The organism is Streptomyces sp. ISL-94 (assembly GCF_018614075.1).
Lineage (GTDB): Bacteria > Actinomycetota > Actinomycetes > Streptomycetales > Streptomycetaceae > Streptomyces.
On record NZ_JAGGOZ010000016.1, the window covers coordinates 1 to 19,741 of the forward strand.

At 72.2% G+C, this 19,741-nt stretch carries 18 protein-coding genes; 4 read left to right on the top strand and 14 right to left on the bottom strand.

The features are described from left to right. Window positions 1–344: 344 nt before the first annotated feature. The 7 genes from truB to rimP form a co-directional block, all read right to left on the bottom strand. Complete coding sequence (gene truB, locus J7E94_RS05605; RefSeq protein WP_215012871.1) at window positions 345–1,280, bottom strand: tRNA pseudouridine(55) synthase TruB; 936 nt, start codon at window positions 1,278–1,280, stop codon at window positions 345–347. Next, the gene (gene rbfA / locus J7E94_RS05610; RefSeq protein ID WP_215012874.1) at window positions 1,277–1,729 is read right to left on the bottom strand and encodes a 30S ribosome-binding factor RbfA; all 453 of its coding nucleotides are present in this window, start codon (window positions 1,727–1,729) and stop codon (window positions 1,277–1,279) included. The genes truB and rbfA overlap by 4 nt, the downstream gene beginning before the upstream one ends. A 28-nt stretch (window positions 1,730–1,757) precedes the next feature. After that, window positions 1,758–2,051 (bottom strand): DUF503 domain-containing protein, encoded by a 294-nt coding sequence (locus J7E94_RS05615; protein ID WP_215012875.1) that lies wholly within the window; start codon window positions 2,049–2,051, stop codon window positions 1,758–1,760. 185 nt (window positions 2,052–2,236) lie between these two features. Further along, complete coding sequence (gene infB, locus J7E94_RS05620) at window positions 2,237–5,359, bottom strand: translation initiation factor IF-2 (RefSeq protein ID WP_215012877.1); 3,123 nt, start codon at window positions 5,357–5,359, stop codon at window positions 2,237–2,239. A 148-nt stretch (window positions 5,360–5,507) separates the two neighbouring features. Further along, entirely contained in the window at window positions 5,508–5,795 is a 288-nt protein-coding gene (locus J7E94_RS05625) for a YlxR family protein (protein ID WP_215012879.1), read from the bottom strand. 136 nt (window positions 5,796–5,931) lie between these two features. After that, a complete protein-coding gene (gene nusA / locus J7E94_RS05630) occupies window positions 5,932–6,930 on the bottom strand; it encodes a transcription termination factor NusA (RefSeq protein ID WP_215012881.1) in 999 nt (332 codons plus the stop codon). A gap of 2 nt (window positions 6,931–6,932) precedes the next feature. After that, the gene (gene rimP, locus J7E94_RS05635; protein ID WP_215012883.1) at window positions 6,933–7,430 is read right to left on the bottom strand and encodes a ribosome maturation factor RimP; all 498 of its coding nucleotides are present in this window, start codon (window positions 7,428–7,430) and stop codon (window positions 6,933–6,935) included. A gap of 113 nt (window positions 7,431–7,543) precedes the next feature. Here rimP and J7E94_RS05640 point away from each other — a divergent pair, with 113 nt between their 5' ends. The 4 genes from J7E94_RS05640 to J7E94_RS34230 are packed head-to-tail and all read left to right on the top strand — an operon-like array spanning window position 7,544 to window position 10,753. Beyond that, window positions 7,544–8,152, top strand: a complete 609-nt coding sequence (locus J7E94_RS05640) for a hypothetical protein (RefSeq protein WP_308344602.1) — start codon at window positions 7,544–7,546, stop codon at window positions 8,150–8,152. After that, window positions 8,149–8,595: a ferritin-like domain-containing protein gene (locus J7E94_RS05645; RefSeq protein ID WP_308344604.1), complete on the top strand. Its 447-nt coding sequence runs from the start codon at window positions 8,149–8,151 to the stop codon at window positions 8,593–8,595. The genes J7E94_RS05640 and J7E94_RS05645 overlap by 4 nt, the downstream gene beginning before the upstream one ends. A gap of 39 nt (window positions 8,596–8,634) precedes the next feature. Continuing rightward, entirely contained in the window at window positions 8,635–9,537 is a 903-nt protein-coding gene (locus J7E94_RS05650; RefSeq protein WP_215012885.1) for an aminoglycoside phosphotransferase family protein, read from the top strand. A gap of 43 nt (window positions 9,538–9,580) precedes the next feature. Next, entirely contained in the window at window positions 9,581–10,753 is a 1,173-nt protein-coding gene (locus J7E94_RS34230) for a slipin family protein (protein ID WP_251056191.1), read from the top strand. 397 nt (window positions 10,754–11,150) lie between these two features. Here the strand turns inward: J7E94_RS34230 and J7E94_RS05660 are convergent, their stop codons facing one another. The 7 genes from J7E94_RS05660 to J7E94_RS05690 form a co-directional block, all read right to left on the bottom strand. After that, complete coding sequence (locus tag J7E94_RS05660; RefSeq protein WP_215012887.1) at window positions 11,151–12,848, bottom strand: proline--tRNA ligase; 1,698 nt, start codon at window positions 12,846–12,848, stop codon at window positions 11,151–11,153. Window positions 12,849–12,890: 42 nt separating this feature from the next. Further along, window positions 12,891–13,433 (bottom strand): N-acetyltransferase, encoded by a 543-nt coding sequence (locus J7E94_RS05665; RefSeq protein WP_215012889.1) that lies wholly within the window; start codon window positions 13,431–13,433, stop codon window positions 12,891–12,893. Window positions 13,434–13,483: 50 nt separating this feature from the next. Beyond that, on the bottom strand, window positions 13,484–14,329 hold the full coding sequence (locus J7E94_RS05670; RefSeq protein ID WP_215012891.1) for a GNAT family N-acetyltransferase: 846 nt from the start codon (window positions 14,327–14,329) through the stop codon (window positions 13,484–13,486). A gap of 145 nt (window positions 14,330–14,474) precedes the next feature. Next, on the bottom strand, window positions 14,475–15,632 hold the full coding sequence (gene ispG, locus J7E94_RS05675) for a flavodoxin-dependent (E)-4-hydroxy-3-methylbut-2-enyl-diphosphate synthase (protein WP_215012893.1): 1,158 nt from the start codon (window positions 15,630–15,632) through the stop codon (window positions 14,475–14,477). A 175-nt stretch (window positions 15,633–15,807) separates the two neighbouring features. Continuing rightward, complete coding sequence (locus tag J7E94_RS05680) at window positions 15,808–17,109, bottom strand: RIP metalloprotease (RefSeq protein ID WP_215012896.1); 1,302 nt, start codon at window positions 17,107–17,109, stop codon at window positions 15,808–15,810. Next, window positions 17,106–18,359 (bottom strand): 1-deoxy-D-xylulose-5-phosphate reductoisomerase, encoded by a 1,254-nt coding sequence (gene dxr, locus J7E94_RS05685; RefSeq protein ID WP_215012898.1) that lies wholly within the window; start codon window positions 18,357–18,359, stop codon window positions 17,106–17,108. The genes J7E94_RS05680 and dxr overlap by 4 nt, the downstream gene beginning before the upstream one ends. 20 nt (window positions 18,360–18,379) lie before the next feature. Continuing rightward, window positions 18,380–19,687 carry a hypothetical protein gene (locus J7E94_RS05690; RefSeq protein WP_215012900.1) on the bottom strand — a complete coding sequence of 436 codons (1,308 nt, stop codon included), beginning with the start codon at window positions 19,685–19,687 and terminating at the stop codon, window positions 18,380–18,382. Window positions 19,688–19,741 lie beyond the last annotated feature (54 nt).

The following is a 19,741-nucleotide window of genomic DNA, read 5'->3' on the forward strand; positions in this document are numbered from 1 at the left end:
GAACTTCAAACAGGACCTAGTGACCAAAGTGCCGCGGTCGTCGGCGGCGAAGCCGCTGCCGCGCGGCCGCCCGGCGAGATCGCAGATCCTGACCAGCTCCGACATGGCCGCACCGCTCCCCCGCAACGCCCCGTGCTCACGACGGTAGGCAGGGGAAGATCAGCACGAACAGCACGCGTGGCGAACGCGCCCCCTTACGCTCCCTCCATTCACTCCGAGCGCCTGCTCGGACGGGTGAATACCAGGGTCCGGGTGGATAAGCACCTACCCGAGGGGGGTCGTGGAGCGGTGAGCGGAAATCGATGTGCGCTCACCGCTCCACGACAACGAGCAGGCAGCCGGGATCAGACGAAGACCGCGAGGGACTTGGCCTTGCCGCCCTTGCTCTCCACGAGCCCGAGCAGCGTTCCGTCCGGCCCGTACACCGCCACCGTCTGGCCGGCGGCGTACGCGTCCGGCATCTCGATCCGCACGCCGTTGGCGAGCAGCGAGGCGCGCCGGGCGTCCAGGTCCCAGCGCGGGAAGGCCGCGGCCGCCGCCTCGCCGATCGGCATGACGGTCAGCTCCTGCTGGAGCTGGTCCAGCGTCCGGGCCAGGTCGAGCTTGTACGGGCCCACCCGCGTGCGCCGCAGCGCCGTGAGGTGCCCTCCGACGCCGAGGCCGGCGCCCAGGTCGCGGGCCAGCGCCCGGATGTACGTACCGCTGGAGCAGACGACGGAGACGACGAGGTCGACGACCTTGGTGCCGTCCTCGGCCTCCGCCTCCCGCATGTCGTACACCTGGAACGACGAGACGGTCACCGGGCGGGCCGGGATCTCGAAGTCCTCGCCGTCCCGCGCCCGCTTGTAGGAGCGCACGCCCTTGATCTTGATGGCGCTGACCTTGGACGGAACCTGCATGATCTCGCCGGTCAGCTTCGCGATCTCCGCGTCCACGCCCTCCCGGGTGACCCCGGCGGCATCCGTGGAGGAGGTGATCTCGCCCTCGGCGTCGTCCGTCAGGGTGTTCTGGCCCAGGCGGATCGTGCCGAGATACTCCTTCTCCGTGAGCGCGAGGTGGCCGAGGAGCTTGGTGGCCTTCTCGACGCCCAGGACCAGCACGCCCGTCGCCATCGGGTCGAGCGTGCCGGCGTGCCCCACGCGGCGGGTCTTGGCGATCCCGCGCATCTTGGCGACCACGTCGTGCGACGTGAAGCCGGACGGCTTGTCGACGATGACCAGGCCTCCCCCGGCCTCCGGCCGGGGGGTGCCCCCAGGAGTCCTCCCTGCGTTGGTGCTCATTCCGCGGCTGCGTCCTCGTCGTCGTCCTCGCCCGGCTTCTTGTACGGGTCGGCCTCGCCGGCGTACTGCGCGCCGGAGGAGACCTCGCGTACCTGGGCGTCGGAGGAGCGCGCCTTGTCGAGGAGGTCCTCGATGGTCTTGGCGTTCTCCGGGAGGGCGTCCGCCACGAAGGTCAGGGTGGGCGTGAACTTGGTGCCCGCCGCCCGGCCGACCGCGGAGCGCAGGACGCCCTTGGCGCTCTCCAGGCCCGCTGCCGCGCTGGCCCGGTCCTCGTCGTCGCCGTAGACCGTGTAGAAGACCGTGGCCTCCCGCAGATCGCCGGTGACCCGGGTGTCCGTGATGGTCACGTGCGTACCGAGGCGGGGGTCCTTGACACCACGCAGCAGCTTCTCGGCCACCACCTCCCGGATGAGGTCCGCCAGCTTCTTCGCCCGCGCATTGTCGGCCACTGGTCCGTCTCCTTCTTATGTCTTGCTATCAGTCTTCATCACCGTGGAGGCGCCGTCGTACGGACAGCAGCTCCACTTCCGGACGCGCCGCGACCAGCCGCTCGCAGCGGTCCAGTACATCCGAGAGGAACCCCGCGTCCCCACTCACCAAGGCGACCCCTATAAGGGCCCTGCGGTGCAGGTCCTGGTCGCCCACTTCTGCCGCGCTCACGGAGAACTTGCGTTGGAGCTCGGCGACGATGGGCCGGACGACGGAGCGTTTCTCCTTCAGCGAGTGGACGTCGCCGAGGAGCAGGTCGAAGGACAGAGTCCCCACGTACATGCAGTTCCGGATATCCCGCCGGTGCGGGTTCGGTGGCCTGCCGGGCCGTCACCCGGCAGGTTCACCCGGCCGCCGTACGGCCGGGTCACCAGAACCGTACACGCAACGGCCGGGGCCGATCGACGGATATTCCGCCGACCGGCCCCGGTGTTACGAGTTACGACACGGTGCGAACCGCCTCGCGCTTACGCGCGGGGCTTCTCGCGCATCTCGTACGTCGCGATGACGTCGTCGATCTTGATGTCGTTGTAGGAACCGAGGTTGATACCGCCCTCGAAGCCTTCGCGGATCTCGGTGACGTCGTCCTTGAAGCGGCGCAGACCGGAGATGGTGAGGTTCTCCGCGACGACCTTGCCGTCGCGCAGCAGCCGCGCCTTGGTGTTGCGCTTGACCTCGCCGGAGCGGATGAGAACACCCGCGATGTTGCCCAGCTTGGACGAGCGGAAGACCTCGCGGACCTCCGCCGTACCGAGCTCGACCTCTTCGTACTCCGGCTTGAGGAGACCCTTCAGGGCCGCCTCGATCTCCTCGATGGCCTGGTAGATCACCGAGTAGTAGCGGACGTCGACACCCTCGCGGTCCGCCATCTGCGCGGCACGGCCGGCCGCACGGACGTTGTAACCGATGACGATGGCGTCGGAGCCCATCGCCAGCGAGATGTCGGACTCGGTGACCGCACCCACACCGCGGTGCAGGACCCGGATGTCGACCTCTTCACCGACGTCGAGCTGGAGCAGCGAGGACTCGAGAGCCTCGACCGCGCCGGACGCGTCGCCCTTGATGATGAGGTTGAGTTCCTGGACCAGACCGGCCTTGAGCACGGAGTCGAGGTCCTCGAGGGACACGCGACGGACGCGCTTGGCGAAGTTGGCGTTGCGCTCACGCGCAGCACGCTTCTCGGCGATCTGACGGGCCGTACGGTCCTCGTCGACGACGAGGAAGTTGTCGCCGGCGCCGGGGACGTTGGTGAGACCCAGGACCAGGACGGGGGTCGACGGACCCGCTTCCTCGACGTTGTTGCCCTTGTCGTCGAGCATGGCGCGCACTCGGCCGTAGGCGTCGCCCACGACCATCGTGTCACCGACGCGGAGGGTACCGCGCTGGACGAGGACGGTGGCGACGGCACCGCGGCCGCGGTCGAGGTGGGACTCGATCGCAATACCCTGAGCGTCCTGCTCCGGGTTGGCGCGCAGGTCGAGCGAGGCGTCGGCGGTGAGGACGACGGCCTCGAGCAGGGAGTCGATGTGCAGACCCTGCTTGGCGGAGATGTCGACGAACATCGTGTCGCCGCCGTACTCCTCGGCGACCAGACCGAACTCGGTGAGCTGACCGCGCACCTTGACCGGGTCGGCACCCTCGACGTCGATCTTGTTGACCGCGACGACGATCGGGACGCCGGCGGCCTTGGCGTGGTTGAGCGCCTCGATCGTCTGCGGCATGACGCCGTCGTTGGCGGCGACCACGAGGATCGCGATGTCGGTCGACTTGGCACCACGGGCACGCATGGCGGTGAACGCCTCGTGACCCGGGGTGTCGATGAAGGTGATCTTGCGCTCTTCACCGTTGACCTCGGTACCGACCTGGTAGGCACCGATGTGCTGCGTGATGCCGCCGGCCTCGCCCGCAATGACGTTCGTCTTGCGGATGGCGTCGAGCAGTCGGGTCTTACCGTGGTCGACGTGACCCATGACGGTCACGACCGGCGGACGCGGCATGAGGAATTCCTCGCCGCCCTCGTCCTCGCCGAACTCGATGTCGAAGCCCTCGAGGAGCTCGCGGTCCTCTTCCTCCGGGCTGACGATCTGAACGACGTAGTTCATCTCGCCGGCCAGCATTTCGAGGGTCTCGTCGGAGACGGACTGCGTGGCAGTGACCATCTCGCCGAGGTTCATCATCACGGCGACGAGCGACGCCGGGTTGGCGTTGATCTTCTCCGCGAAGTCGGTGAGGGAGGCACCGCGCGACAGGCGAACGGTCTCGCCGTGGCCGCGGGGCAGCATCACGCCGCCGACCGACGGGGCCTGCATGGCCTCGTACTCCTGGCGCCTCTGGCGCTTGGACTTGCGACCGCGACGGGCCGGACCGCCGGGACGGCCGAAGGCACCCTGCGTGCCACCACGGGCACCGGGACCACCGGGACGCCCGCCGAAGCCGGGACGACCGCCGCCGCCGGCACCAGCCGGGCCGCCGCCGAAGCCGCCGCCACCGGGACGGGGACCACCGAAGCCGCCACCGCCGCCGGGACGCGAGCCCGGACCGGCCGGACGGCCGGCGAAGCCGCCGCCCGCGGGACGACCAGCGCCGCCACCGGGACGAGCGCCGCCCGCACCGGGACCACGGCCACCGGGGCCGCCACCGGGACGGGGACCGGGACCACCGGCAGCGGGACGCTGCGGCATCATGCCCGGGTTCGGACGGTTACCACCGGGAGCACCACCCGGACGCGGGGCGCCGCCCTGCGGACGGGGCATGCCGCCCGGGGTCGGACGACCCGCACCGGCGCCCTGCGGACGCGGAGCGCCACCGGGACCACCCTGCGGGCGGGGAGCACCCTGGCCGCCGCCGGCGCCGGGGGCACCGGGACGGGGAGCGCCGGCCGGACGGGGCGCCTGCGGGCGCGCCATGCCGGTGGAGCCACCAGAGGTGAACGGGTTGTTGCCCGGACGGGGACCCGCCGGGCGGGCACCCTGCGGACGCGGCGCCGAGGCACCGGGACGCGGGGCGGAGGCACCGGGGGCGGTGCCGGCCGGGCGCGGGGCGCCGGGACGGGCGCCGGCCTGCGGCTGACCGCCCTGGGCGGCCGGACGCTGCTGCGCCGGACGCGGACCGGGGGCCGCGGCGGGACGCTCGGTGCGCGCCGCCGGGGCGGCCGGGGCCGCCGGAGGCGCAGAGAACTCGGTCGCCACGGGCGCCGCCGGAGCGGGCTTCGGGGCGGCCGGAGCCTTCGGGCCGGGACGCGGGCCGGAGGCGGCCGGGGTCACCGGGGTACCGGCGGCCGGAGCCTCGGCAACGGCCGGCTTGGGGGCCGGTGCGCCGGGCTTCGGGGCGGCGGGGCGTGCCGCGGCGGCCGGGGAGGGCGCCGCGGGCTTGGCGGGCGCGGCCTTGCGGGGCGCGCCGGGCTTTGCAGCGGTCTTGCCGGCGTTGCCGCCGGGCCCCTGCAGTGCGTCAGTCAACTTGCGTACAACCGGCGCCTCGATCGTCGAGGACGCCGAACGGACGAACTCACCGAGTTCCTGGAGCTTGGCCATGACGACCTTGCTCTCAACTCCGAACTCCTTGGCGAGTTCATATACCCGGACCTTAGCCACTTCGCTCCTTTTAGGTCCGGGTTACGCCGGACCGTTGCTACTTCATGGGCGTACTCATCGCGTACTCATCGAGTGCTCATCGCAATCTCGACCTACTTCCAACTCGCGAGGTACCTGACCGCACGGGGTATCCGTGCCGTTCTCTGTCTTACGGTGTCGCCTCGGCCTGAACGGCCAGGGCTTTGCGCAGTTCCGTCGTGTCGAGCACTCCGACGGACCGAAGGGCCCGGGGGAACGCCCGGCGGCGGACCGCCTGGTCGACGCAGACCACGGCGGGGTGCACGTAGGCACCCCGGCCGGGCAGCGTACCGCGTGGATCGGGGACGCATTCGTCCTCGATCGCCACGATGCGCAGCAGATCGCTCTTGGCCGCTCGCTCCCGACACCCCACACAGGTTCGTTCGGGGCATGCGCGGGCTTGCGTCCGGCCAGACACGCCTCAGTCTACCTCCCCGTACCGACCTCACCCCTTCAGGTGATAAATCGAACGGATGTTGTTGTTCATAGACCCCCGGTGGGGGGCCCACGGTGGTCCCTGTCTACCGCCGGGGTAGCCCCCCGCGGTAGCGGTTTTATTCCCCGCCCTGCTCCGACGGCTGCTCGGTGTCGGAGCGGATGTCGATGCGCCAGCCGGTGAGCCGCGCGGCGAGGCGGGCGTTCTGGCCCTCCTTGCCGATGGCCAGCGACAGCTGGTAGTCGGGCACGGTGACCCGGGCGGAGCGGGTGTCCCAGTCGACGACCTCGACCTTGCTGACCCGGGCGGGTGACAGGGCGTTCGCGACCATCTCCGCCGGGTCGTCCGACCAGTCGACGATGTCGATCTTCTCGCCGTGCAGCTCGGCCATCACGTTGCGCACACGGCTGCCCATCGGGCCGATGCAGGCGCCCTTCGGGTTGAGGCCCGAGCGGGTGGACCGTACGGCGATCTTCGTGCGGTGACCGGCCTCACGGGCGATCGCCGAGATCTCGACGCTGCCGTCGGCGATCTCCGGGACCTCCAGCGCGAAGAGCTTCTTCACCAGGTTGGGGTGGGTGCGGGACAGCGTCACGGACGGACCGCGGACGCCCTTCGCCACCCGCACGACGTACGCCTTCAGGCGCAGCCCGTGCGTGTACTCCTCCCCCGGGACCTGCTCCTGCACCGGCAGCATGGCCTCCATCTTGCCGATGTCGACGAGGACGTTCTTGGGGTCCTTGCCCTGCTGGACGACGCCGGTGATGACGTCGCCCTCGCGGCCGGCGAACTCGCCGAAGGTCAGGTCGTCCTCGGCGTCGCGCAGACGCTGGAGGATCACCTGCTTGGCGGTCGTCGCCGCGATCCGGCCGAAGTCCGACGGGGTGTCGTCGAACTCCTTGGGTTCCTGGCCCTCTTCGAGGTCCCTCGGGTCTTCCGTCGCCCACACGACCACGTGACCGTTGGTGCGGTCCAGCTCGACGCGTGCGCGGCGGAAGCTCCCCTCGGTCCGGTGGTACGCGATGAGGAGGGCCGACTCGATCGCCTCGACGAGCAGGTCGAAGGAGATCTCCTTCTCCCGGACCAGACCCCGCAGGGCACTCATGTCGATGTCCACGGCTACGCCTCCTCTTCCTTCTTGTCCTTGCGGCTGAACTCGATCTCGACACGCGCCTTGGCGATGTCGGTGAAAGCAATACGGCGGGCGGTCGCCTTGCGGCCCTTCACGCCCGGGACTTCGAGGTCCAGTCCCTCGTCGTCGGCGTCGAGAATGCGGGCGATGATTTCCCCGCTCTCGGCCAGCTGGAACTTCACGAGACGGCCGATCGCCCGTACGTAGTGACGGTGCTCGGTCAGCGGGCGGTCGGCGCCCGGCGAGCTCACCTCGAGGACGTACTCGTCCTCGCCCATCACATCGGTGTCGTCGAGCCGGTCGGAGATCTCGCGACTCAGCTCGGCACACGTGTCCAGCTCCACGCCCTCGTCGGAATCCACGATGATGCGCAGCATCCGGCGCTTGCCCGCCCGGGACATCTCGATCTCTTCGAGGTCCAGGCCCTTGGCGGCCACGAGCGGCTCCAGCAATCCGCGCAGCCTGTCGCTCTGGGTGGTGCTCATCCGGGTGACTCCTCGGCCGCGTGTGCTGTTGTGGTTTCGTCGTGTGTCAGGTCAAAGGGTATCCGGTCGCGGAGGGTGTTGCCGTCCGCCCTCTGGACAGGGCCCCGGGTACCGTGATCACACCCTGCCCCGCCATCACCCCCGAGGACGTCGCCGTGCCCTGGACCCTGCCACCCCGGCCCTCGCGGAGGAGCCTGCTCGCCGGTGCCGCCGGCGCGGCCGGTGCCGCACTGCTCACCGCGTGCTCCGACGGCCCCTCGCCCGACGGTGACACCGCGATTCCACTCGAACGGCGGATGCGCGAGGCGGCCGTTCGTGACAGTGGGCGACTGCTGGAACGTTACGACGCCACGGCCGCGGCCCATCCGGCCCTGGCGGAGCGGCTCGCCCCGCTGCGCGGCGCCGTCGCCGCCCATGCGGCGGCCCTGGCCCCCACCCCCTCGGGCTCGCCGTCCGCGTCCCGTTCCGCGGCCCCGTCCCCGGCCCCGTCCTCGTCCGGTGCCACGGGGGTGGCAGCGCCCGCGACCGGCCCCGAGCCGGTGCCGGCCCAGGCCGAGGACGCCCTGAGCGCCCTGGCCGACGCCGAGCGCAGCCTCGCGGAGGCCCGGACCATCGACCTGGCCGGGGCCCCGGGGGAGCTGGCCCGGTTGCTGGCCTCGGTGGCCGCCTGCGGTGCCGTACACGCCCATCTGCTGACCTCGACCCCGGGAGCCAAGCCGTGACCCCCGCACCCTCCCCCGCCGGCCGCCCCCTGGAAGCCGCGCAGGCCGCCCTGGCCGCCGAGCACGCGGCCGCGTACGGCTACGGGGTGATCGGCGCCCGGACCGCCGGCGCCCGCGCGACGGAAGCCCGGGAGGCGTACTCCGGCCACCTCGCGCGGCGTGACGCGCTCGCCCGGACCGTGCGGGAGCTGGGCGGTGCGCCCCGGCCCGCGGAGGCGGCGTACGCCCTGCCGTTCCAGGTGCGCACGCCCGCCGACGCCGAGCGGCTGGCCGCCGAGATCGAGGACCGGGTGGCGGGGGTGTACTCCGATCTGGTGCGGGCGTCGGAAGGCCCGCTGCGCCGCATGGCGGCCGACGCGCTGAGCGCCGCGGCCGTGCGCGCGGCACGCTGGCGTGGTGTCGGCGTAGCCTTCCCTGGGCTCACGGAACGGCGCGCGACCTAGCGCGACAGGCCCAGTCCAGCTGAAAGGGACCACGCACGCATGGTTTTCGAACCGCCGCAGCGGCTTGTACGGGCGCTCGGCGAGATGCCGGAATCGGCCCACGACGCGGACTGGATGCGGCAGTTGCCGAAGCTCGCCGAGGCCGCGCTGGCCCGGCGTGGGGTACAGGCACAGCGGGTGGCGGCCCCCGGCGGCCGCAGCAGCCTGGTCGTCCTCGTCCGGTACGCCGACGGCACCCCGGCCGCCCTGAAACTGGCGCCCCCGCAGGCCCGTCCCGACCGGGAGCTGGCCGCGCTGGCGCACTGGGCCGGATTCGGAGCCGTACGGGTCCTCGACACCCGGCACCACGAGGACGACGGGGCGCTGCTGCTGGAGCGGCTGCACCCGGAGGTCTCGCTGCGGTCGCTGCCGGAGGCGAAGGCGCTGCTGGAGGCCAGCGGCACGCTGCGCAGGCTGTGGGTGGCGCCGCCGGCCGGGCACGACTGGGAGACGGTGGCGGAGCGGACCGAGCGGCAGTCCGCGGCGCTGCGGGCGGCCCCGGCAGACGTGCGGGCCCTGGCCGACGCGGCGCTGGCGATGCGCGAGGAGCTGGTCGCGGCCCCGCCCGAGGAGGTCCTGCTGCACGGGAACTTCCGACAGGGCAAGGTGCTCGCCGGCGAGCGTGCGCCGTGGCTGACCGTGGGTCCGGACCCGCTGACCGGCGAGCGGGCGTACGACCTGGCGCGGCTGGTCCGGGACCGGCTGGAGGACCAGGTGGCCTCCTCGGCGGGGGCGGCGGGCGCCCGGCGCCGGGTGAACAAGCTGGCCGACGCCCTGGAGGTGGACCGGGACCGGCTGCGGGGCTGGACGGTGTTCCGGGCCGTGGAGTCGGGCAACCGGGCTCTGGCGGCCGGACGGGACCGGGACGCGGAGCAGCTGCTGGAGTTCGCGTCCTGGTTGTAGGGCATACCGTAGAAAAGAAAGGTATGTCCGGCAGGGGGCCGTCATGGTCGAAGAACTGCTGACAGCGGGAATCGCCGCGGGCGTGGGGATCGTGGCCTACATGGGCGCCGCCGCACGGGTGGTGAAGCAGTACGAGCGGGGCCTTGTCTTCCGCTTCGGTCGGCTGCGCGACGATATCCGGGGGCCCGGCTTCACGGTGATCGTCCCGGGCGTGGACCGCCTGCGGAAGGTGAACATGCAGATCGTGACGCTGCCGGTGCCGGCCCAGGAGGGCATCACCCGGGACAACGTCACGGTGCGGGTGGACGCGGTCGTGTACTTCAAGGTGGTCGACCCGGCGAACGCGGTCGTGGCGGTGGAGGACTACCGCTTCGCCGTCTCGCAGATGGCGCAGACCTCGCTGCGGTCGATCATCGGCAAGTCGGATCTGGACGACCTGCTGTCGAACCGGGAGATGCTCAACCAGGGGCTGGAGCTGATGATCGACAGCCCTGCGGTGGGGTGGGGCGTGCAGATCGACCGGGTGGAGATCAAGGACGTCTCGCTGCCGGAGACGATGAAGCGGTCGATGGCGCGGCAGGCGGAGGCCGACCGGGAGCGGCGCGCGCGGGTGATCAACGCGGATGCGGAGCTCCAGGCCTCGCACAAGCTGGCGCAGGCGGCGGCGGTGATGTCGGACCAGCCGGCGGCGCTCCAGCTGCGCCTGCTGCAGACGGTCGTGGCGGTGGCCGCCGAGAAGAACTCGACGCTGGTCCTCCCGTTCCCGGTGGAACTCCTCCGCTTCCTGGAGCGCGCCGCTCCGCCTCCGGCGGGGGGCGCGGACCATCCCCCGGACGCGGCCCAGCCACCGCCTGCCCCCGGCCGACCGGCGGACACCCCGCCCCCTGGCCTCAAGGGCCCTGCGGCGGATTCCACGCCCCCCGGCATCACGGGCGCTGCGGCGGATTCCACGCCCCCCGCCGTCACCGGCCCTGCGCCGGACGCCCCGCCCCCGAGCGGGTCCGACCCGACAGCGGACGCCGCGCCCCCTGGCCTCACGGGCCTTGCGCCGGATTCCGCGCCTCCCAGCGGGACGGGCCCTTCCGGGGATGCCCTGCCTCCCGGGGACGCCGACGGGCCCGTGGCCGGGGCGGACCGGGCCGGCGATGGCTCGGGGCCGGTCCCGGGCCTGAGGCTGGACGGTTCGCCGCCCCCGGCGGAGGAGCCGCCCGGGTAACCGCTGCGCGGGGCTTCCCTCCCCCACCCCGCCCCTTCCCGAAGCCGGGGCTCCGCCCCAGACCCCCGGACTCCGTCCGGGGAGGCCGATGGCGCTCCGCGCCCGCACCTCAACGCCGGCACGGCTGAGGCCACTGGGGCTCCGCCCCAGACCCCGCGCCTCAAACGCCGGCGAGGCTGGAGGTGGCTGCTGCCTCCTGCCTCGCGTGACACCCCAGCCCCGTCGGCGCTTGAGGCGGGGGCGCAGGGCAGAGCCTCGAACTCCCAGCCCCGTCGGCGCTTGAGGCGCGGGGCGGAGGACCGGCCTCCAGGCTCGTCGGCGTTTGGGGCGCGGGGCGGAGGACCGAACCTCCAGGCTCGTCGGCGTCTGGGGCGCGGGGCGGAGGCCCGGCGCGGGGTTACGTCAGGCGGGACAGGGCCTCCGGGAGGGGGAGTTCTTCGCGGGTGCCCGTGGTTCGGTGCTGGAGTTCGACCACGCCCTCGGCGGCGCGGCGGCCCGCGACGAGGATCCACGGGACTCCGATCAGCTCCGCGTCCGTGAGCTTCACGCCCGGCGACAGCCCCGGGCGGTCGTCCAGCAGGACCCGCAGGCCCGAGCCCGCCAGGGCCGCGGCCGCCTGCTCCGCCAGCGCGAGCGGCACGGCCTTGCCCGCCGCCACCACGTGGACATCGGCCGGGGCCACCGCCGCCGGCCAGCACAGCCCGCGCTCGTCCGCCGTCTGCTCGGCCAGCGCCGCCACCGCCCGCGAGACGCCGATCCCGTACGAGCCCATCGTGACCCGGACCGGCTTGCCCTCGCGGCCCAGCACGTCCAGCCCGAAGGCGTCCGCGTACTTGCGGCCCAGCTGGAAGATGTGGCCGATCTCGATCGCCCGGCCCAGCTTCAGACCGGCGCCGCAGCGCGGGCAGGGGTCGCCCGGCTCCACCACGACCACGTCCAGGTACCGGTCCACCTCGAAGTCCCGCCCGCAGACCACGTTCCGCGCGTGCGTGTCGGCCCGGTTGGCCCCGGTCACCCAGGACGTGCCCGGGGCGACGCGCGGGTCGGCCAGGTAGCGGACCTTGTCCAGGCCCTGCGGACCCACGTAGCCCCGTACGAGATCGGGCCGGTCCACGAAGTCCTCGGCCGTCACCAGTTCCACCACCGCCGGGGCCAGGTGCTCGCCCAGCTTGCCGAGGTCCACCTCGCGGTCCCCCGGCACGCCGACGGCCACGATTTCGCCGTCCACTTTCACCAGGAGGTTCTTCAGGGTCGCCGAGGCGGGGACGCCCAGGTGCGCGGCCAGGGTCTCGATCGTCGGGGTGTCCGGGGTGTCCACCTCCTCCAGCGCCGGGTGCCCGCCGGCCACCGGGGCGGCCAGGGCGAAGGTCACGGCCTCCGTGTTCGCCGCGTAGTCGCAGGACGGGCAGTCCACGAAGGTGTCCTCGCCCGCCTCCGCCGGCGCCAGGAACTCCTCGGACGCCGATCCGCCCATCGCCCCCGACACCGCCGACACGATCCGGTGGTCCAGGCCGAGGCGCTCGAAGATGCGGATGTAGGCCTCGCGGTGGAGCCGGTAGGACTCCGCCAGCCCCTCGTCGGACACGTCGAAGGAGTACGAGTCCTTCATCTGGAACTCGCGCCCGCGCAGCACCCCGGACCGGGGCCGCGCCTCGTCGCGGTACTTGGTCTGGATCTGGTAGAGCATGACCGGCAGGTCCTTGTACGAGGTGCACTGGTCCTTCACCACCAGGGTGAAGATCTCCTCGTGGGTGGGGCCGAGCAGGTAGTCCGCGCCCTTGCGGTCCTTGAGCCGGAACAGCAGGTCCCCGTACTCCGACCAGCGCCCGCTGACCTCGTACGGCTCCTTCGGCAGCAGCGCGGGCAGCAGCACCTCCTGCGCGCCGATGGCGTCCATCTCCTCGCGGACGATGCGCGAGACGTTGTCCAGGACCCGCTTGCCGAGCGGCAGCCACGTCCACACCCCGGCCGAGCTGCGCCGGACGTAGCCGGCGCGGACCAGGAGCCGGTGGCTGAGGGTTTCGGCGTCGGCCGGGTCCTCGCGGAGGGTCTTGGCCATGAGGCGGGACATGCGCTGCACGTGTTGCGTAGACATGCGGCGAGGCTACCGGGGGCCGTACGGGGGCCGGAAATGGATTCAGGGCCGCCGCAGCGGCAGCGGGGCGCCCATGACGGCGTACGGGAGGCTCGCGCTCGGGAAGTGGACCTGGCGGGCGAGGTCCGTGTAGCCGAGGGCCCGGTAGAGGCCGCGGGCGGGGCTCTCGGTGTCGACGGCGGAGAGGATGGAACGCTGCTCGGCGGCGTTGTCGGTGAGGCCGGTGATCAGCGCGCGGCCGACGCCGTGGCCCTGGAAGCCGGGGTGGACGTGCAGCTCGGTGATGACGAAGGAGCCGTCGAGCCAGTCCTCGTGCGCGGTGGCCCGCAGGTAGGGCTCGACGATCGTGGACCACCAGTGGGTCCGGTCGTTGGGCATCCCGTAGACGAAGCCGGTGAGGGCGCCGTCCTCGGTGAACGCGCCGAGGGCGCGGGCGCCGCGGCACGTCATGTGGCGCTGGACGATGTAGCGGCGGATGCCGACCTCCTCCTCGCTGAGGCCGAAGGCGACGGCCTGCACGCGCAGGGCCTCGTCCACGCGGGCGGCGAGGTCGAGGGGGCCGATGCGGAGTCCGGTAGGCAGCATGCGGCGACCTTACTTCGGGGTACGGGGCTGCCGGTATGGCCTCGGCCGGTTCAGAACAGGACGCTCATGAACGCGCCGATCTCGCGGAAGCCCACCCGCCGGTAGGAGGCCCGGGCGGCGGTGTTGAAGTCGTTCACGTAGAGGCTGACCACGGGCGCCACGTCCCGCAGGGCGTAGGCGACCACGGCGGCCATCCCGCTCTCGGAATGCCCGCGGCCGCGGAACTCCGGGGCCACCCACACGCCCTGGATCTGGCAGGCGCGGGCGGTGGCGGCGCCGATCTCCGCCTTGAAGACGACCTTGCCGTCCTCGACGCGGGCGAAGGAGCGGCCGCTGCCGACGAGCTCGGCGACGCGGGCCTGGTAGAGGAGTCCGCCGTCGCCGGCCATCGGCGAGATGCCGACCTCCTCGGTGAACATGGCCACGCAGGCGGGCATGATCAGGTCCATCTCGTCCTTGCGGACCCGGCGGACCAGGGGGTCGGGATCGACCGTGGCGGACGGGCTCTCGATGACCATGAGCGGCTGGTGGGAGCGGACGTCGCGGGCCGGGCCCCAGCTGGGCTCCAGGAGCTGCCACAGCAGCCGGGTGGCCCCGGCGGGGCCGACGATGGAGGAGCAGCGGCGGCCGGTGCGGCGGGCCCGGTCGGCGAAGGCGCGTACGGCGTCGGGTCCGGCGCAGACGGGGACCAGGTTGGCGCCGGCGTAGCAGAGGGAGCGGAGCTCGCCGTCGGCGTACCAGCCCCACATCTCGCCGCCCAGGCGCCAGGGGTCGAGTCCGGCGACCTGGACCCGGGAGGTGACGAAGGCGTTCTCGACCGGCTCGCGCCCGAGGACTTCGAGCGCGGCGTCGAGATCACTGGGCTCAAGGACCCGGGTGGTGGTCTGCGTCAACACTGGGGCCTCACCATGCAAGTCTGCTGATCTCCGCACTGTACCCGGCGCGGGTGTCGGCTGCCGCGTCGCAGAGGTCACGAAAAAGCCCCGGCCCCGCCCCCGAGCTGCGGGAACAGGGCCGGGGCACGCCTGGGTGCCGGGGCGGTCAGACGCCGATGGCCACGGTGGGCTCGCCGGAGGGGATGCCGTCCTTCTCCATCTGCTCGGCGATCTTCATGGCCTCTTCGATGAGGGTCTCCACGATCTTCGACTCGGGGACGGTCTTGATGACCTCGCCCTTCACGAAGATCTGACCCTTGCCGTTGCCGGAGGCGACGCCGAGGTCGGCCTCGCGGGCCTCGCCCGGGCCGTTGACGACGCAGCCCATGACCGCGACGCGCAGCGGGACCTCCATGCCCTCCAGGCCCGCCGTGACCTCCTCGGCCAGCTTGTACACATCCACCTGGGCGCGTCCGCAGGACGGGCAGGAGACGATCTCCAGACGGCGCGGCTTGAGGTTCAGCGACTCCAGGATCTGGTTGCCGACCTTGACCTCCTCGACCGGCGGGGCCGACAGGGAGACGCGGATGGTGTCGCCGATGCCCTCGGACAGCAGCGCGCCGAAGGCCACGGCGGACTTGATGGTGCCCTGGAAGGCGGGGCCGGCCTCGGTGACGCCCAGGTGCAGCGGGTAGTCGCAGGCGGCGGCCAGCTGGCGGTAGGCGTTGACCATGACGACCGGGTCGTTGTGCTTGACCGAGATCTTGATGTCGCCGAAGCCGTGCTCCTCGAAGAGGGAGGCTTCCCAGAGAGCGGATTCGACGAGCGCCTCGGGGGTCGCCTTGCCGTACTTCTTCAGCAGGCGGGCGTCGAGGGAGCCGGCGTTGACGCCGATGCGGATCGGGGTGCCCGCGTCGCTCGCGGCCTTCGCGATCTCCTTGACCTTGTCGTCGAACTGCTTGATGTTGCCCGGGTTGACGCGGACGGCGGCGCAGCCGGCGTCGATCGCGGCGAACACGTACTTGGGCTGGAAGTGGATGTCGGCGATGACCGGGATCTGCGACTTCTTCGCGATGACGGCGAGGGCGTCGGCGTCGTCCTGCGTCGGGCACGCCACGCGGACGATGTTGCAGCCGGAGGCGGTCAGCTCGGCGATCTGCTGGAGCGTGGCGCCGATGTCGGAGGTACGGGTGGTGGTCATCGACTGCACCGAGATGGGCGCGTCGCCACCGACGGCCACGGAACCGACCTGGATCTTGCGGCTGACCCTGCGGTCGGCAAGCTTCGTCGGCACGGCCGGCATTCCGAGAGAGATGGCAGTCATCTGCTGTGCAACCCCAAGGTGTGGATCGAGGTCCCGATATCGGCGGGCTCCAGCCTTCGAGATTACGCCAATCACCGCGCGCTCCTCGCATCCGAGGGGGGTGCGCCACCCGAACGCAGGGAGCCGGGCACGATGTGTGCCCGGCTCCCGTGGTCGTGGGATTCTCCCGGCGGCGCTAGGTGATCTTGATGGGGTTCACCACGTCGGCCACCATCACGAGCAGGGTGAAGCAGATGAAGATCCCGGCCACGACGTAGGCGACGGGCATCAGCTTCGCGACGTCGAAGGGACCGGGGTCGGGGCGCCGGAAGACCTTCGCCACGGTGCGCCGGACGGACTCCCACAGCGCGCCCGCGATGTGCCCGCCGTCGAGCGGGAGCAGCGGCAGCATGTTGAAGAGGAACAGCGAGAGGTTGAAGCCGGCCAACAGGTTGAGGAAGAAGACCAGCTGGTACTGGGCGGGGATGTCGAGGTTGAAGATCTGGCTGCTGACCCGCGCCGCGCCGACGACGCCCATCGGGCTGTCCTGCTTGCGCTCGGCGCCGTTGAAGGCCGCGTTCCACAGGTCGGGGACCTTGGACGGCAGGTCGACGAGCGACTGCACGCCGGCCGTCATCATCTCGCCCATGCGGTCGACGGACTGGTCGAAGGACTGCGGGACGTAGCCGGAGGCGGGGGCGAAGCCGAGGAAACCGGCGGTGACGTACTGGTCCTTGACGTACTTGCCGCTGCCGTCCGTCTTGGCGACCTTGTTCTCGATCAGGGTGGCGTGCAGGTCGAGGCGCTGTCCGGCCCGCTCGACGGTGATCGTGGCGGGGCCGACGGTGGCCCGGATGTCCTTCTGGAGCGCGGACCAGTCCTTCACCGGGCGCCCGTTGAAGGCGACGATCTTGTCCTTCTGCTCCAAGCCGGCCGCCTTGGCGGGGGCGGCCGGGTCACCGGAGGAACACTTGTCGCGCTTCTCGCTCTGCTGGATCACGCAGTCCGAGACCGAGCCGACCACGGTCGTCTGGGTGTTCAGCCCGAAGGCCATCAGGGTGGTGAGGAAGATCGCCACGGCCAGGACGAGGTTCATGAACGGGCCGGCGAACATCACGATCACGCGCTTCCACGGCTGGCGCGTGTAGAACAGCCGGCTCTCGTCGCCGGGCTGGAGCTCCTCGTACGCGGCCGAGCGCGCGTCCTCGATCATCGACCTGAACGGGGAGGTGGAGCGGGCGGTGACCTTGCCGTCGTCGCCGGGCGGGAACATCCCGATCATGCGGATGTAGCCGCCCATCGGGATGGCCTTGATGCCGTACTCCGTCTCGCCCTTGCTCCGCGACCAGATGGTCGGGCCGAAGCCGACCATGTACTGCGGCACGCGGATGCCGAACAGCTTGGCCGTGGAAAGGTGCCCGAGCTCGTGCCAGGCGATGGAGATCAACAGGCCCACCGCGAAGAGCGCGACCCCGAGCACCGTCATCAGAAGTGTCATGCGCCCGCCTCCACGACGGCCCGAGCCGCCATCTCCCGCGCCCGGGCCCTGGCCCAGGTCTCCGCTTCGAGGACGTCCCGGACGGTCAGGGAAGTTCCCGACTCCGGCGTCCCGTGCTCATCGACCACGGCAGAGACGGTATCCATGATTGCTGTGAACGGCAGCCGACCGGCCAGGAACGCCTCTACGCACTCTTCGTTGGCCGCGTTGAACACGGCCGGTGCGGTGCCGCCGAGGGTGCCCACGTGCCGGGCCAGGCCCACCGACGGGAAGGCCTCGGTGTCCAGCGGGAAGAACTCCCAGGTGGACGCCTTGGTCCAGTCGAAGGCGGGGGCCGCGTCCGGGATCCGCTGGGGCCAGCCGAGGCCGATCGCGATGGGGCCGCGCATGTCCGGCGGGGTGGCCTGGGCGAGGGTGGAGCCGTCCGTGAACTCCACCATCGAGTGCACGTAGGACTGCGGATGGACGACGACCTCGATCTGCTCGAAGGGGATGTCGTAGAGCAGGTGCGCCTCGATGACCTCCAGCCCCTTGTTGACCAGGGTGGCGCTGTTCACCGTGATCACCGGGCCCATGGCCCAGGTGGGGTGGGCGAGTGCGTCCTCGACCGTGACCGCGGCCAGCTCCTCGCGGGTGCGGCCGCGGAAGGGACCGCCGGACGCGGTGACCACGAGCTTGCGTACGTCGGCGCGGGTGCCGGCGGCGAGCGCCTGGAAGAGCGCCGCGTGCTCGGAGTCCACCGGGATGATCTGGCCGGGCTTCGCGAGGGCCTTGACCAGGGGGCCGCCGACGATCAGCGACTCCTTGTTGGCGAGGGCCAGGGTCCGGCCGGCCCGCAGCGCGGCGAGGGTCGGCGCGAGGCCGATGGAACCGGTGATGCCGTTGAGGACGGTGTGGCACTCGGAGGCGGCGAGATCGGCCGCCGCGTCGGGCCCGGCCAGGATCTCGGGCAGCGGCTCGCCGGGTCCGTACTGGGCGCTCAGCGCCTCTTTCAGGGCCGGTACGACGTCCTCGCGGGCGACGGCCACCGTCTCGACCCGCAGCAGCCGGGCCTGCTCTGCCAGCAGGCCGACCCGTCCGCCGGCGGCGGACAGCGCGGTCACCCGGAACCGGTCGGGGTTGCGCAGGGCCAGGTCGATGGCCTGGGTGCCGATGGACCCGGTGGACCCGAGGATGACGATGTCCCGGGGGCCGGCCGCGGCGTCGAAGAGGAGGTGCGGATCGGCGAGGGGGGCTGGGCGGTCGCTCATGCCCCCATTGTTGCCGCAAGTCAGGAGCGGCCGGACACGGAGCCCCCTTCCGTGACCCGCAGGAGAAGGTGCGGGAGCGTTCCGGCGAAGTCCGGGAGCGTGACGGCCACGCGCCACCAGGCGTCCGGATCGGCGCCGACGGCCACGGCGAACAGCCGGTCGGCCTCCGCGCGCGCGGCGAGCACCGGCGCGGCCCAGTCGTGGCGGTCGGGGTGGTTCACGTCCCCCAACCAGTGGTCCTCGTCCAGGGCCCAGCAGGCGGGCGCCTTGTGCCGGATCACGTCCTCACCAGTGAGCAGCCCTCGGGCCAGGCAGTCGCGCACCCACCGGATGTCCTCCTGGACGGACTCCATGGGCACCGCGAGGCTCGCCAGGGCCAGTTCGCGCTCCACGCCCCCGACTGGCTCGGCGGCCCTCGGCGCCAGGGAGCGCACCGCCGCGGCGAGCCCGAAGACGGCCGGTCCGTCGTCGGCGGACTCCGGCAGGGTGCCGCGCACGATCCGGGCCACGAGCACCGGGAGGGTGCCGCGGAAGGCGGGGGCGTGCCGGAGCAGCTCGGCCCAGAGCCGGGGGTCGTCCCGCAGGGGGCGCAGCGCCCGGGCGACGGCGGTTCGCATCCCGGTCCATTCGGGCAGGGACCAGCGCAGGCCCCGGGTCTCGGGGAGGTCCGCGAGCAGCAGGGTGCGGTGCGCGGGGGCGACGTGGGCGGCGAGCTCGTCGCAGGTGAGCAGCCCCATCCGGACGGCCCTGACGGCGGGCCGGTACCAGCGGTACCCGGCCGTGTCCTGCGTACCGGCGTCGAGCAGCGCCCGGCAGACCTCGCGGGGCAGTCCGCCGACCAGCAGCAGGGCCTCGACGGCGGTGGGCGGCAGCGGCTCGCGGGCGTGTTCGCGCAGCAGCGTCCCGGCATCGAGGGGGGCGTGCGGCATCCGCAGCAGGGCGAGCGGGACCCGGGGCCGGCGCGTGTGCCGGCGCAGCAGGGCGATCAGCTCGCCGGTGGTGAACGGACCCGGGCCGACCTCCCGCAGCAGCTCGGGCGACGGCCCGGAGCGGGCCGCGTAGCGCGCCGGTCCGGGCAGCCCGGGCAGGGGCCGTCCGACGACGTGGGGGTTGCGGGCGACGTACTGCCGGTCCTCCTCGCTGCCGTGGCGCAGCAGCAGGGTGACGGTGGAGGGCGACAGCCACTCGTCGCGGCACAGGTACTTGCGGGCCGGCGCGTCGAGCCGGCCGATCAGGTCGTCGACGACGTGGTCCGGTGCGTGGCGCAGCAGGTGCGCCACGCACCAGGCCAGCCGTCGGCTGGAGCGGTCTTCCTCGGCCGTCGGCATCGCTCTCTCCGCCTTGCCCGTGCTCGTACGTGTACGGAGTTCGTACGCATACTC